Annotated in this window: 14 protein-coding genes and 1 pseudogene; 13 read left to right on the top strand and 2 right to left on the bottom strand. The window is 44.4% G+C overall.

What is annotated here, in order from left to right; translation table 11 throughout:
* The first annotated feature begins 31 nt into the window (after positions 1-31).
* The 9 genes from fliJ (at position 32) to AC08OG_RS02935 (ending at position 8310) form a co-directional block, all read left to right on the top strand.
* A complete protein-coding gene (gene fliJ, locus AC08OG_RS02895; protein ID WP_292356277.1) occupies positions 32-475 on the top strand; it encodes a flagellar export protein FliJ in 444 nt (147 codons plus the stop codon).
* Positions 476-611: 136 nt separating this feature from the next.
* A complete protein-coding gene (locus tag AC08OG_RS02900) occupies positions 612-929 on the top strand; it encodes an STAS domain-containing protein (protein ID WP_292356279.1) in 318 nt (105 codons plus the stop codon).
* Between the two features lies 1 nt (position 930).
* Entirely contained in the window at positions 931-1236 is a 306-nt protein-coding gene (locus AC08OG_RS02905; protein WP_482930035.1) for a response regulator, read from the top strand.
* Positions 1237-1304: 68 nt separating this feature from the next.
* A complete protein-coding gene (locus tag AC08OG_RS02910; RefSeq protein WP_292356283.1) occupies positions 1305-3197 on the top strand; it encodes a chemotaxis protein CheA in 1893 nt (630 codons plus the stop codon).
* A complete protein-coding gene (locus AC08OG_RS02915; RefSeq protein ID WP_292356285.1) occupies positions 3194-3658 on the top strand; it encodes a chemotaxis protein CheW in 465 nt (154 codons plus the stop codon). The genes AC08OG_RS02910 and AC08OG_RS02915 overlap by 4 nt, the downstream gene beginning before the upstream one ends.
* Positions 3659-3753: 95 nt before the next feature.
* Complete coding sequence (locus AC08OG_RS02920) at positions 3754-4377, top strand: ParA family protein (RefSeq protein ID WP_292411633.1); 624 nt, start codon at positions 3754-3756, stop codon at positions 4375-4377.
* Positions 4377-5723 (top strand): globin domain-containing protein, encoded by a 1347-nt coding sequence (locus AC08OG_RS02925; protein WP_292356289.1) that lies wholly within the window; start codon positions 4377-4379, stop codon positions 5721-5723. Before AC08OG_RS02920 ends, AC08OG_RS02925 begins: the two co-directional genes overlap by 1 nt.
* 82 nt (positions 5724-5805) lie before the next feature.
* Positions 5806-7077, top strand: coding sequence for a flagellar hook-length control protein FliK (locus AC08OG_RS02930; RefSeq protein ID WP_292356291.1), 1272 nt, complete (start codon positions 5806-5808; stop codon positions 7075-7077).
* A gap of 39 nt (positions 7078-7116) precedes the next feature.
* Positions 7117-8310, top strand: coding sequence for a methyl-accepting chemotaxis protein (locus tag AC08OG_RS02935; protein ID WP_292356293.1), 1194 nt, complete (start codon positions 7117-7119; stop codon positions 8308-8310).
* Positions 8311-8373: 63 nt separating this feature from the next.
* On the opposite strand, the gene pyrF is transcribed toward AC08OG_RS02935, so the two are convergent.
* Positions 8374-9066, bottom strand: coding sequence for an orotidine-5'-phosphate decarboxylase (gene pyrF / locus AC08OG_RS02940; protein WP_292356295.1), 693 nt, complete (start codon positions 9064-9066; stop codon positions 8374-8376).
* 121 nt (positions 9067-9187) lie between these two features.
* Between pyrF and tgt the strand changes: the two genes are divergently transcribed.
* From tgt to secF, 4 genes and pseudogenes are all read left to right on the top strand, one after another.
* The gene (tgt, locus tag AC08OG_RS02945) at positions 9188-10294 is read left to right on the top strand and encodes a tRNA guanosine(34) transglycosylase Tgt (protein ID WP_292356298.1); all 1107 of its coding nucleotides are present in this window, start codon (positions 9188-9190) and stop codon (positions 10292-10294) included.
* A 74-nt stretch (positions 10295-10368) separates the two neighbouring features.
* On the top strand, positions 10369-10698 hold the full coding sequence (yajC, locus tag AC08OG_RS02950; RefSeq protein WP_014707521.1) for a preprotein translocase subunit YajC: 330 nt from the start codon (positions 10369-10371) through the stop codon (positions 10696-10698).
* A 49-nt stretch (positions 10699-10747) separates the two neighbouring features.
* A pseudogene (gene secD, locus AC08OG_RS02955) lies at positions 10748-12603 on the top strand (protein translocase subunit SecD).
* A gap of 14 nt (positions 12604-12617) precedes the next feature.
* Positions 12618-13568 carry a protein translocase subunit SecF gene (gene secF, locus AC08OG_RS02960; protein WP_292356302.1) on the top strand — a complete coding sequence of 317 codons (951 nt, stop codon included), beginning with the start codon at positions 12618-12620 and terminating at the stop codon, positions 13566-13568.
* Between the two features lie 31 nt (positions 13569-13599).
* Here the strand turns inward: secF and AC08OG_RS02965 are convergent, their stop codons facing one another.
* The gene (locus AC08OG_RS02965; protein ID WP_292411631.1) at positions 13600-13950 is read right to left on the bottom strand and encodes a hypothetical protein; all 351 of its coding nucleotides are present in this window, start codon (positions 13948-13950) and stop codon (positions 13600-13602) included.
* Positions 13951-13986 lie beyond the last annotated feature (36 nt).

Raw genomic sequence — 13986 nt, forward strand, 5'->3', positions numbered from 1 at the left:
ATAACAAGACGGATTCGGGTGCTAAAGCAATATGACACGGGCAAGCAAACTGATACCGGTGATTGAAATGGCCGGTCGCGAGACCGATAAAGCCATGCAGAGTCTGGTTCAGGCCAACAACGTGCTTGAGCAAGAAAAACATCAGCTTAATGATTTACTGCGTTATCGCGAAGAGTACCTGCAGCAATTCCGACAAGGCGATGCTTTACAGATGAGTGCTCGCAAAGCAATTGACTTAAGATCATTTCTTGCCCAGTTAGATAACGCTATTCGAATGCAACAGCGCCACGTCGAACAGTGTTTTATGCAGACCCAAAAACAACGGCAGTTATGGTTGGAAGCCAAAAATAAACAACGATCTATTGAATCCCTCAAAGAACGCTATCAAAAAGAAGACGAGCAACGTCAGCATAAACTGGAGCAGCGACTGGCAGATGAACATACCGCTATGCTCTGGGCACGCAAACATAAATAAACCCTGGCATAGTCTCTGCTTAGATTTGTTATGTGGTAATTTGCATACGACATTGGTTGTATAAACTCACAAGCGGACATTTTTGTCCGGTCATTATTGTATTGCGGCAAAAAATGTAATTAAAAAAGCTATAAATATGACGAATACAACGGAAAAACTTGATTGTGGAGAACAGTTAAACATTACTCAGCTGGAGTCATGGTATTTGCACTGTTTAAAAATTCTGCTGGCAGGAAATAACGTATTTATTGATGTCAGTCGTTTGCAACGTATTGATACCGCGGCGTTACAATTACTCTACCAATTTCAGCAACAGGCAGAGAAATATGATATTGAGGTTCACTGGTCTGTGATGAGTGATAGCTTTCAGGATGCCGTAAGTCTTTCCGGTCTATCTTTTAAAATGACCGATCAGCCATCAGTTGCCGAAAATGATTCAATGGAGAATAACTAACATGGCCCGGATTCTAGTCGTCGATGATTCACCCTCGCTCAGACAGATGTTGCAGATTATTTTGCAGAATTCAGGCCATGATGTGGTGTGCGCAGAAGATGGTAAACAGGCCATTGATATGGCAACTGAGCAGCAATTTGAACTGGTATTAAGTGATTTTAATATGCCGCAACTGACAGGACCTGAATTCATAACGATGCTGCGCCTGTTACCGCAATACCGCTTTACTCCGGTACTGTTGTTAACAACGGAAACAGATGAAGACAAAAAAATCTTGGCCGTGTTTCAGGCGCCAGTGGATGGTTAAAAAAACCGTTTGATCCTGAACAGTTGGTCGACACTATCAACTCACTGCTTAATTAATTTTCGATTGCCATGCATCCGCTTTTATCCTCTGCCACAGCTGCTTTTCATGAGGAAGCTCTGGAAACATTAAACCAAATAGAGGATTGGCTCTTAACGTCATTGGAGAGTTCCACCAGCGGCGATGCCCATTGGCAAGATACTCTCAGACTATTGCACTCTCTCAAGGGGACTGCCGCCAGTTTCGAAAATGAAGCAATAGCAAAAGTTTGTCATGCCATCGAGAATATTCTGACGGAAAACCGCCAACTTACCCGCCATGACAGGGACGGACTACTGGCGGCAATTGACTTTTGCCGGCAATGCTTAAGTGGAGCTGATGCAGATCCAGTATTACAGGACGAAGAACTGGCAAATTGCCTTGCTGGGATAAATCGTCTGGATAAGCCGAAACAGAATAATGGTAAACCACCGATTGTGCCGGAAATGAATGGTTCGGTCTGGCAAATCGATTTTGCCCCACATCCACAGTTTTTTGAAAACGGCCATGATCCATTACGAATTATCAAAGTATTACGCCAGTTTGGTCCGGTAAAGGTCTCCGTCTTCACTGATAAATTACCCGATTTTGCAGATTTTGACCTGTATAAATGTTACCTGCGCTGGCAGATAACACTTACCGCGGAAGTGAGTTACCAACAAATTATTTCGCAGTTTGACTGGGTAAAACATGTCTGTGATTTCACGGTAGAAGTATTGGCTTTAGCGCAGACCAAAAGAGTCAATGAGCCAAATCGATACAAAATGAGCGAGGCCAATCTGCAAGCATTATTAACCGTTTCGCATACATTACAGACACAGTTAAAGCAGACGTTTGCACTTACTAACCAGTTAAATCAAACGGATAAAATTCGTTTAACGCGTCGTAATCAGGCGATGAAGCATCAACAGCAATTATTGCAACAACAGCTGTTACATATTTCGATGCGTCCCTTGGCCGATGCTTTTGCAAGATTACCCCGGATGGCATTTGATCTGGCGAATAAAACCGATAAACCAATCCAGTTGAATATGGATATCGCGCCCATTGAGGTGGATAGCATGATCGTCAATTCGTTGATAGATCCATTAACCCATCTTTTGCGAAATACATTCGCTCATGGAATTGAACCCACCGAGCTTCGCCAGCAGTCCGGCAAACCTGTAAAAGGTCAAATCCATATTATTGCTGAACAAGTTGATGAGCAACTAATCATTCGATTCAGTGATGACGGAGCTGGTTTAGCTGAAGAAAAGATCCTGGCCAAAGCAAAACAGCTCGGGGTCAATTTGCAGGGGAGTAAGCTTGATCAACAACTGCTCAGTGACTGGGTATTTCGACCAGGTTTTTCCACCGCAGTATCAGCAGATGCAATCTCCGGAAGAGGTATCGGATTGGATGTTGTGAAGCAACATATTACCGATATGGGAGGGCGAATTGAGTTAATTTCGAGCCATGGCAGAGGATGCTGTTTTACCCTGTACATACCTGTTCATCAGGCGTTAATGGATGTACAACTCATTAATGTTGATCAACAAACGCTGGCATTGCCATTAATAAGTGTGCTGGATAGCTATGCTGCTTATAGCAGCAGGTTAGTCTGGCATCGAGGCAAAAAGTGGTTTATCACAGATGATAACCGGCAAGTACCATTGATTGATATTCGCCAATTCCTGCAGTTGCCTTTACAGGAAACAGATGATCAGTCCGGTTTTATCATTTTACTGACTACTGAAAACAATGTTTTTGCAATGAAGGTAGACAGTTTGGCTGAACAGGCTCAACTGCTTGTTAAGTCCTTACTTCCGCATTATCGTCATGTAAATGGAGTCAAGGGCGTCGCAATACTGAATGATGGAAATATTGCTTTACTGCTCGAGCCTGGCAAGCTGTTGATGTCCCTTACGATTGCCGGTGAGCAATGAAATCGTCTGCTAATTCGCCTTTGGACAATGATCTTTACCAGCTGATCGTTATCGAAGATCAGCAATATGCGCTGCCGGTCCATTGTATTACGACTGTTCTGGCGTTGGAAAATGTATTACGACTGCCTGGAACGAACTCATGGTTATCTGGTGTTGTGCATGTTCGCAATGCGATTGTGCCGGTCGTTAATATGAATAAATTGATTGAAGTTGACGTCACCCATCATCAATTTAACTGTCCATTACTGGTTTTGTTACATCATCCATTGGATTCACAACGACTACTGGGGCTTAGTGTTACCGACGTGACGATTCTAATGTACCACTCAGAGCTTGCTGAAATGGCATCCAGCTCATCCACACATCAGTGTCTGATAAATAGTGTGAATGATGATTCACAAAAGATTCATTTACTTGATATAGCTAATTTATTTGAGCAATTGCTACAGGGACAGAATTAAACCATGCTTGGGCAAGGGACAAAACGAATTATTGCTGTGATGAATCAGACCCATGACGTCGGTAAAACCACCATCACGGCAAACCTGGGTGTGTTCTGGCAGAAATGGGTTATCGGGTGCTGATGCTGGATTTGGATCCCCAGGCTGATCTCACCCGACAATTTGGGGTAGCTGAAACTCAAATTGGCATGGATGCTTTACTTTCTTTTAAAGATGATGCCCGTGATGTAATACTGCCTCTAAGCGAACAACTGTCTTTAATTGCGTCGGGTCCCGAGCTGCATTTGTTCGAACAGCAAACACCATCAATAAAACTCGGTGTTAAACTGAAGCAACTACTTACTTCGACAATACAATCAGATGCAGATATCATTCTGATTGATTGCGCTGCGATCTCAGGATTATTAGGCACGAATGCCGTTTTGGCTGCGAGTGATATGCTTATACCAGTTTCTGCGGAGCATGGTGCATTACGCGGTATGATAAAAATGCTACCGGTATTGCAACGGGTGGCGAAATTGAGATCTGATTCAATAAGGTTATGGTTATGTTTAAACAGATTGCCGGACGGTACTGATTTTGCCTACCAGTTCGGTGATTTATTGACACAGTATTTTCCGAAGCGAGTGCTAAAAACGGTGATATACGATAACGAGTCTGCAAATCCAGCTGATTATCAGTCTCTGGCAAATGATTTGCTATTGGGAAGAGCAGACTGATGGCTGAGAATGCTCTACAACATCATCCTATTAGTGGATTGGCAGGGCTGGATGAGCAAGATATAACCCTGGTCGAGCATAATTTTGCTGCGTTAATGAGTTTTAGTGATGCATTAGCTGAGCGCTTTTATCAGCGATTATTTGCTGAATACCCGGCGATAATGCCGTTGTTCAAATCAGTCACGATTGAAGGGCAACATAAGAAATTACTCGCATCGATGGTTTTGTTGATCCAGCATTTACGTGACTCGGAAATGATCGAGGATTATCTTCAGGGGCTGGGAGTGCGACATCAGCAATATGGTGTCGAACAATCCCATTATGAGATGTTCATCGAAAACTGGTTATCCGTGGTTGCCGAATTTTCTGAGCAGAAATGGGATGACACGTTACTGCAAGCGTGGAGAAATGTTCTGCAGTATGTGGCTGAGTTGATGCAGACTCCTGTTGGCCAGGTAGCCGAGCCGGTAACGGTTTATCAAACAGATCAAGCTCCGGCAGCAGAGTATGTGCTTACCTCGCTAGCCGTCGAGCAAACTGCCACGCCGATGATTATTATCGATTTAAATCTGGTGGTAAGTTACCTCAATGTAGCGGCAGAAACACTGCTAAAACAGTATCAAGACAGTCTCAAAAAAATGTTTGCCGATCTTAATGTTGAGAGACTTAAAGGTATTTCGTTACAACATTTCGCTGAAGCCGTTCCCTTCCCCATTGAGTGGCTAAGTGATTTCGAGCAGCTGCCTAGAAGTATTGATTTACGCAACGACTTTTTGGATGTGCGATTAACGATTTCGGTTCTTTACAAAAATGATAAGCCCGAGGGGTTTCTGCTCGAATGTTATCCTCATAGTGCGATTGGTTCAGGTCTATCGCTATCTTCAACACCGAACGAAACCGCTCCGTTAGCACAAAATATTCTACCGGCACTGGAAAAAACGCTTTACCAAGTTCAACTGCAAAACAGTCATTTAACTGCTATGTTGCAGGAAATAGATGACGCCGTGTTTGAAACCAGCCTGCTGGCGTTAAATTGTACTGTTGAAGCGGCAAAGCTGGGTGATGATGCGCGTCAGCTTCGTGACTTTTCAATGGAAATTAGAGTGCTGAACCAACAATTGAGTCAATTGCTTCAACCTTTGAAAATTCAGTCTGGTCAGCAGCAGCAACAGCTGAATAAAAGCATTGAGCTTTCACAACAACTGGAAAAAGATCTGACGCATAATCATATCGGTTGGGAAAATCGCAGCCGCCATTCCATAGAGCAAATCAGCCAACAGTTGTCTGAGCAAACCAATGCATTAACGCAGTTGATTAAAGTAATCACTAAAAATACTGAGCTATGAAATATCGATTCTGGCACAGCCATTGCTATTCATTACCTATAACAGCGCTATACGGCTACTAACCAGAGTTTAAGGAAATGAAATGACGCAACAGCTGACCCTCTCCTCGCTGAGTGTTGCCCCGAACAATACAGACAAAGCCATAACTTCTGCTGCCAACAGTAAAGATAATGCGGCCTTTGCGTCGGAACTGGATCGTCGGCTAAATGAACCTCAGCGATCAGATAAAGATAAACCGGCCAGGAATGACCTTAAAACAGATAATAAACAGGCTGAAGCAAACACCAAAGCGGAAAAGCCGGATGCAAAAGACGGCAAAGAATTGCCGCCTGAAAAATCGGAAAAGGTAGATAAGACGGAAAAAACGGCTGACAATTCAGAACTGGAATCCGATAAAGCACCGACTAAAGAAATCATTGTCGAAACTGACGGCAAAACTGATAAGACTGAGAGTGAGGATGAAAGTGATCCTTTAATGATTTTGGCTGTTACTCCCGTGACAGAAAAGAAAACTGAAAAGCAGCAGCTCGCCACAACGCCATTAATAAATATTCCACAGTCCGGTGATAAGGATATGAAAAAATCTGTACTTGCGATGCAGAGCAAATCAAATAATGCAGATTTTTCAGCAACGTCAATCCGTGCAGATATACTTCAGGCAATTCAGAAGCAAAATGTGGAAGGTGATGCGGTTACCACCGAAAAGGTTAAGTTAATGATGCAAACGGCGGGGAAAACGCCGGAACAGTTTATGACAGCCAGTGCTGAAACAATTTCCGCGATGCGGCAACTGGATCCTCAGGCGGAGAGAAGTTCAGCCAGCAAACTCAGTAGTCCTTTAGTATTTTCTACCATCCCGGGTATGACCACGTCTGTGGCTGGTACACCGAGTGTTGCTAATCCCGCTTTATCGCTGGACATACAACCTCAGCTTAACAGTGCAGCTTGGGGCAAAGTGATGAGTAGCCGGGTGGTTTGGATGGCGCGTGAGGGTGTTCAACAAGCAGAGTTAAGGCTGAATCCGGCTAATCTCGGCCCTGTAGAGGTCAGGTTGAGTATGCAAAATGATCAGGCCAATGTTACTTTTATTGCCTCAAATGCAGCAGCAAGGGATGCTTTGGAGCAGGCACTGCCGAGATTACGTGAGAGTTTCAACGAAAGCGGACTGGCATTAAATAATGCTGAAGTAAGCCATCAGGATCAGCCTTCGCAGGGTTCTGAGCAAGATGAACAGTTACATGGCGGCAATAATATAGCTCAAGTTATTGTTGAAACGGACGATATGGACAATGAAGCAACACAGTTATCAGTTGATTCACCAGATAATAGTGTCGGTGTGAGTGTGTTTGCATGATAATTACAATAATTATAAACATAGAAGGGAGAATGCGGCGTGTTTAAGTTAGAGAATTATTCGCTGAGAAAACGCATGTACATTGTTGCCGGATTTGGCATTATCGGTTTGGTGGTGCTGGCCGGGTTAATGTTCTACATGGAACTGAACGCGGTTACCTCGATGCAACAACTTAAAGTGGTGGCTGGATTTGTTGTTATCGGTAGTGCACTGATCATGTTTATGGCACATGTTATTGGACGTTTTGGTGACAAACGCGCAACCACATTGGTCAATGGAATTCAGAATATTAAGAAAGGCGACCTCACGCAAAAAATTGCCATTTCCGGTAAAAGCGATTTCAGCTGGATGGCATTTGAACTAGACAGTGCCCGCAAAAATGTTGCCAATCTGGTGCACACGCTGATTGGTGGTGTCAGTCAGCTAAATACCGCAACCCAAAACATGACGGTCATCAGTAAAGAAACGGTGACGGGAGTATTAAAACAGCAGGAAGAGACTGATCAAGTCGCGACAGCGATGAATGAAATGACTGCCTCTGTTCAGGAAGTAGCACGCACCGCAACCAATGCTGCTGAAGCCGCACGTAATGCCGATAATGAAGCTAAAGCCGGCAAGCAGGTGGTACTCGAGACAATGCAATCTATTGATACTCTGGCCAGCGAAGTTGAAAAAGCGGCTGAGACTTTAAGTGAACTCGAAGCGGATATCGGTAATATTGGTGCAATCGTTGATGTCATACGCGGAATTACAGAGCAAACCAATCTGTTGGCATTGAATGCTGCTATTGAAGCGGCCCGTGCCGGTGAACATGGCAGAGGCTTTGCGGTAGTTGCTGATGAGGTTCGTACGCTTGCTGCCAGAACCCAGTCATCCACGCACGAAATTGAAGAAATGGTAGAGCGTTTGCAGCAAGGTGCTCGTGCTGCCGTGAAAGTCATGAATGAAAGTCGTGAAAGCGCCAAGACCAGTGTCGAAAAAGCTGCCAGTGCTGGTTCGGCTCTGGATACTATAACAGCGATGATTTCTACCATGGATGAGATGAGCACGCAGATTTCAAATGCGGCTAATGAACAAAGTTCAGTTGCTGAAGATATTAATCGCGGTATTGTTAATATCAGTCAGATTGCTGATCATACTGCAGATGGTGCACGTGCTACTTCTGAAGCGGTTGATACACTTAGCAGTCTATCTTCTCAATTGCAGGATGCTTCAGGGAAATTTAAAGTTTAATTTGTTAAAAAACGATACTGATACAAATGAAAGCCCGCTTGCTGCGGGCTTTTTTATGAGTCTCTAACGTAACTCGTTTTCAATTTCAATCAGCTTTTGCATTGGATCTGCTGCAGCAGTTATCGGACGACCTATGACCAGATAATGGCTGCCAGCCTGAATAGCCTGGGCAGGAGTCATGATCCGATGTTGATCGCCTTTTGCACTGCCTGCCGGACGTATGCCTGGGGTCACCAATTGAAACTGGCTGCCCAGTTCGGCTTTTAACATCGCCGTTTCATGTGCCGAGCAAACCACACCATCCAAGCCATTATCTGCTGCCATTACAGCAAGCCGAAGGACTGTTTCGGGAATGGTGCCTTCTAAACCTATGGCTTCAAATGTTTGCTGATCCATGCTGGTTAGCAATGTCACACCAATCAGTAGAGGAGCATCATGATGACTGCCGATCGCTTCACGTGCTGCAGACATCATTGCCGGTCCACCCAAAGTATGAACATTCATCATCCAGACGCCTAAATCAGCAGCGGCTGCACAGGCTTTAGCAACAGTATTTGGAATATCGTGATATTTTAAATCCAGAAAAATATCAAAACCTTTTTGTTGTAACGTTTTGACGATTTCCGGGCCGCTGCGGGTAAATAATTCTTTACCTATTTTGAGGCGGCAACGCGAAGGATCCAACTGATCGGCCATATTAAGCGCGGCATTCGCATCGGGGTAATCCAACGCCACAATAATTTTTGATTGACTCATACTGCTTTCCACTAAAAATTTTATGCAGATCCTACCTTAACTGACAGGGGATTGCGTCTGAATTCACTGAAACCTTATCGATAATGCTATCCTGTGCGCCAATTTTTGATGAGTTAACACAATGAAATTTGCGACATCAGCACAGGATGGACTTGCCCGCCGCGGCCAACTGAGTTTTGACCGGGGAACCATTGAAACACCTGCTTTCATGCCGGTTGGGACTTATGGTTCAGTTAAAGCAATGACGCCGGAAGAGGTCAAAGCCACTGGAGCAGAGATCATTCTGGGCAATACCTTTCACCTGATGTTGCGTCCCGGTACAGATATTATCCAGCGACATGGTGATTTACATGACTTTATGCGCTGGGATAAGCCTATCTTGACCGACTCCGGTGGTTTTCAGGTCTTCAGTCTTGGTGAGCTGCGTAAGATAACTGAGCAGGGTGTGCATTTCCGGTCGCCAGTCAGTGGTGACAAGGTCTTTATGGGGCCTGAGGAATCCATGGCTGTGCAACGCGTCCTTGGCAGTGACATTGTAATGATTTTTGATGAATGTACGCCGTATCCTGCTGATGAAAAGACCGCGGCCATTTCGATGCGGTTATCGCTACGTTGGGCAGCGCGCAGTAAAGCAGCACATGGAGATAATCCCTCGGCGTTATTCGGAATCGTGCAAGGTGGTATGCATGAAGCATTACGTGATGAATCTCTGGCAGGTCTGACTGAGATCGGCTTTGATGGTTATGCCATCGGCGGCTTGTCTGTGGGCGAACCAAAAGAAGACATGCTGCGAATTCTCAACCACCTTAGCGAGAAAATGCCAACGGACAAGCCACGCTATTTGATGGGCGTCGGTCGGCCCGAAGATCTGTTTGAAGCGGTTTGTCTGGGTGTGGATATGTTTGACTGCGTGATGCCAACGCGGAATGCACGAAATGGTCATTTATTTGTACATGAAGGTGTCATTAAAATTCGCAACAGTCGTCATAAAATGGACACAGGACCTTTGGATCCTTACTGTGATTGTTATACCTGTAAAAATTACAGTCGCGCCTATTTGCATCATTTGGATCGTACCGGTGAGATGCTCGGTCCAAGACTGAATACCATTCATAATCTGCATTATTATCAACGCTTGATGCAACAGCTGAGAGACGCAATCGCAGCGGGAAATCTTCAACAGTTTCGTCAATCGTTTTACGCAATGCGTCAGGATCGTGCAGAATAGGTTAATTGGCTATCAGCCGGCAGTTGGCTGTGGCATAATCACTGTCTTTTATTTGCCAGTTTAGAGGAAATATGATGGATTTTCTGATTTCACCTGCTTTTGCTGAAACTGCAGCATCAACGGGTTCGCCGGGCTTGCTTGATTTTGCGTTCCCAATCATTTTATTAGTGCTTTTTTACGTGATGTTGATTCGTCCGCAGCAAAAACGCGCTAAAGCCCACCGTACTATGCAGCAATCACTGGCGAAAGGTGATGAGGTTGTAACGGATGGTGGCTTGATGGGCAAAATTAATGATATCAACGATAACGCGATTAACTTGCAGATTGCAGAAACTGTCGAAGTTAAAGTACGTCGTGAATCAATCAATTCAGTGCTTCCAAAAGGCACATTGAAAAAACTGTAAATATGAAAAGGCTGCCTGCGAGCAGCCTTTTTGCTATCTGGATATCAAGATGAACCGATACCCCCTCTGGAAAAATTTACTGGTTGTGACTGTAATACTCACGGCCATTATCTATGCCATGCCAAACCTGTTTGGTGATGATCCTGCTGTACAGGTTTCTGCCGGAAGACTGAACAACGTTGATTTGCAGTTGGTTAATGAAATCGAATCAAGCCTTAAACAGGCTGAAATCCCATACAAGGGTGTAGTGCTGGAAGAAAACCGTTTATTGATTCGTTTCAGTGAAGCCAATGAACAGCTCGAGGCACGTGAACTTATTCAGCAGAAACTGAGTTCTGAAGATTATATCGTCGCTTTGAATTTGGCACCCAATACTCCGGCCTGGTTACAGTCTCTTGGGGCAGAACCGATGAATCTTGGTCTGGATTTACGCGGTGGTGTGCATTTCCTGATGGAAGTGGACATGGATGCGGTGTTGAAGCAAACACTCGAAAGTTATGCCAGCGATATTCGTATTTTATTACGTGATAAGACAATTCGCTATACCCAGGTCAACGTTGAAAATGGTGTTTTGACCTTTGGCTTTCGGGAAGCAGCAGATCTTGATGCGGCTATTGATGCAATCGATCGCGAATACAATGAGCTTGTGGTTGCTATCGATGAAAATGCAGAGCGTCCAACCGTCACTATAAACTTAAATGACACGATTGTTCGCGAAACGCAGAACCTGGCTTTACAACAAAACATCACCACTTTGCGAAACCGTATTAACGAGCTGGGTGTCGCTGAACCTACTGTGCAGCAACAGGGGCAGGATCGCATTGTTGTTCAATTGCCGGGTGTGCAGGATACCGCTCAGGCGAAAAAATTCTTGGTGCCACGGCAACCCTGGAATTTCGCTTAGTCGATTTTGAAAGTGATGTTCAGGATGCGGTCAACGGACGAGTTCCTGCCAATTCTGAATTATATTATCACCGCGATGGCAGACCTTATCTATTGAATAAGCGGGTGATGCTGACCGGTGAACATGTTATCAATGCGGCCTCAACAATAGACGGTCAATCCGGTTCGCCGGCCGTATCGGTGACATTAGATGGAAAAGGCGCACGCATTTTCAGCAATATTACCCGTGACAATATCGGTAACCCGATGGCGGTGGTTTTCATTGAGTCTAAAGTTGAAACACAGATAATTGATGGCGAAGAAGTCAGTGTACGACGTCAAATCCCGGAGATTATCAGTGTCGCTACTATTCGTGATCAACTCGGTAAAAAGTTTCAGATAACCGGTTTGGACAGTACGACTGAAGCACGGGATCTTGCTTTATTATTACGTGCAGGTGCATTGGCAGCGCCAATCGATATTGTCGAAGAGCGTACTGTTGGGCCTAGCCTGGGGCAGGAAAATATTGATCAGGGTTTTGCTTCAGTTATGATCGGCTTTGCTCTGGTACTGGTATTTATGATTGTCTGGTATCGATTGTTTGGTGCAGTGGCTAATCTGGCTTTAGCAGCCAACCTGGTGTTAATTGTGGCGTTGTTGTCAATGTTACAGGCTACACTCACCATGCCAGGTATTGCAGGTATTGTGCTGACAGTTGGTATGGCGGTTGATGCGAATGTGCTTATTTTCGAGCGTATTCGTGAAGAATTAAGACTGGGTAACAGCCCACGTGCCAGTATTGATGCCGGTTATTCAAAAGCATTTTCAACTATTGCTGACGCTAACATTACAACGTTGATTGCTGCGATAGTGTTATTTGGTTTTGGTACCGGAACCATTAAGGGGTTTGCTATCACACTGACGTTAGGCATTTTGACATCAATGTTTACTGCGATTGTAGGCACACGCATGGTGATTAACCTTGTTTATGGCCGTAAGCAACGACCAAAACTGTCCATTTAATTAAGGCTTGTGTCATGCATTTATTGAGCAAAGAAACAAACATTAATTTCGTCGGGATCCGAAAAATTGCATTAGCATTTTCGGCAGTATTAATACTGATTTCGGCGTATTCAATCGTGACCAACAGTTTGAATTTCGGAATCGATTTTACCGGCGGCACAATGATTGAGGTGGGATATCCTCAGGCAGTCGACCTTGGGGAGGTCCGTTCAATACTTGAACAGGGTGGTTACGGTGATGCTTTAGTTCAGAATTTTGGCTCTTTAACGGACGTACTGATACGTTTGCCCGTTATTGAAAGTGAAAATATGGCTGAAATAAGTAATCAGGTTGTGGCTTTATTGCAAGCAGAGCAAACCGATGCTGTTGAGGTTAGAAGAGTCGAGTTTGTGGGGCCTCAGGTGGGCGAAGAGCTTGCTGAAGATGGCGGTCTGGCGATGGTTTATGCGCTGATTGGTATTCTTATTTATGTGGCACTGCGCTTTGAATATCGTTTTGCGATTGCCTCGGTGCTGGCGTTAGTCCATGACGTTGTTATTACTGTTGGGTTTTTCTCGTTTTTCCGTCTGGATTTTGATCTGACAGTGTTGGCCGCTATCCTGGCCGTGATAGGTTATTCGCTGAACGATACCATTGTAGTCTTTGACAGGATCCGTGAAAGCTTTCTGAAGATGCGTAAAGCGGAACCACTTGAAGTAATTAATACTTCGATTAATGCCACTTTAGGCCGGACCATCATGACATCGATGACGACATTGCTGGTTGTTGTGGCATTATTTGTATTTGGTGGTGAAGTAATTCACGCTTTTGCCACGGCGCTGCTTATCGGAATTCTGGTGGGGACTTATTCATCTATTTATATTGCAGGCACTGCTGTATTGCTGATGGGGGTAACTAAGACTGACTTGATGCCGCCTGAAATAGATGAAGATGGTGAAGTTAACCCTGATGGGAGTCAGGTTTAAAATTAAAAGGCCCGCATGATGCGGGCCTTTTTTATTGATATTTTTTGGCAGCGGGAAAAGTGTCTACGTATTCAGTTCGTTTAATGCGAGCTTTTTCCATAGATACAATATTGTCTGAAGGTTGGCTGGTATTGTAATCTTGAACATTCTCATGCTGAGTTTCCACTTTGAGTATACGTAATCCCTCATAGTTGCTTTGATAACTCATGAACGTTGCAAACTCCTCAAGTCCCTGCATGATTTGCCTCAGATCCAATTCCAGTGATTTGTTTTTCATTTTTCTCACTCTGTTCCTAGTATGAACCGTAGCGGCCTCTGGCAAGAAATCTTGAGAAAAAACATCTTGCCAAATAAGGATGTGGTTTATATCAACCAGTTTCAATATTCTATATGCAGATTTACAGGGTAAAATTTATAT

The organism is Methylophaga sp. F7 (assembly GCF_056863975.1).

What these genes read in the sequence shown, in the direction of transcription:
- AC08OG_RS02910 (WP_292356283.1), top strand. Translation starts at nt 1,305, where the DNA reads ATGCATCCGCTTTTATCCTCTGCCACAGCTGCTTTTCATGAGGAAGCT.
- AC08OG_RS02930 (WP_292356291.1), top strand. Translation starts at nt 5,806, where the DNA reads ATGACGCAACAGCTGACCCTCTCCTCGCTGAGTGTTGCCCCGAACAAT.
- pyrF (WP_292356295.1), bottom strand. Translation starts at nt 9,066, where the DNA reads ATGAGTCAATCAAAAATTATTGTGGCGTTGGATTACCCCGATGCGAAT.
- secF (WP_292356302.1), top strand. Translation starts at nt 12,618, where the DNA reads ATGCATTTATTGAGCAAAGAAACAAACATTAATTTCGTCGGGATCCGA.
- AC08OG_RS02925 (WP_292356289.1), top strand. Translation starts at nt 4,377, where the DNA reads ATGGCTGAGAATGCTCTACAACATCATCCTATTAGTGGATTGGCAGGG.
- yajC (WP_014707521.1), top strand. Translation starts at nt 10,369, where the DNA reads ATGGATTTTCTGATTTCACCTGCTTTTGCTGAAACTGCAGCATCAACG.
- AC08OG_RS02905 (WP_482930035.1), top strand. Translation starts at nt 931, where the DNA reads ATGGCCCGGATTCTAGTCGTCGATGATTCACCCTCGCTCAGACAGATG.
- fliJ (WP_292356277.1), top strand. Translation starts at nt 32, where the DNA reads ATGACACGGGCAAGCAAACTGATACCGGTGATTGAAATGGCCGGTCGC.
- tgt (WP_292356298.1), top strand. Translation starts at nt 9,188, where the DNA reads ATGAAATTTGCGACATCAGCACAGGATGGACTTGCCCGCCGCGGCCAA.
- AC08OG_RS02900 (WP_292356279.1), top strand. Translation starts at nt 612, where the DNA reads ATGACGAATACAACGGAAAAACTTGATTGTGGAGAACAGTTAAACATT.
- AC08OG_RS02915 (WP_292356285.1), top strand. Translation starts at nt 3,194, where the DNA reads ATGAAATCGTCTGCTAATTCGCCTTTGGACAATGATCTTTACCAGCTG.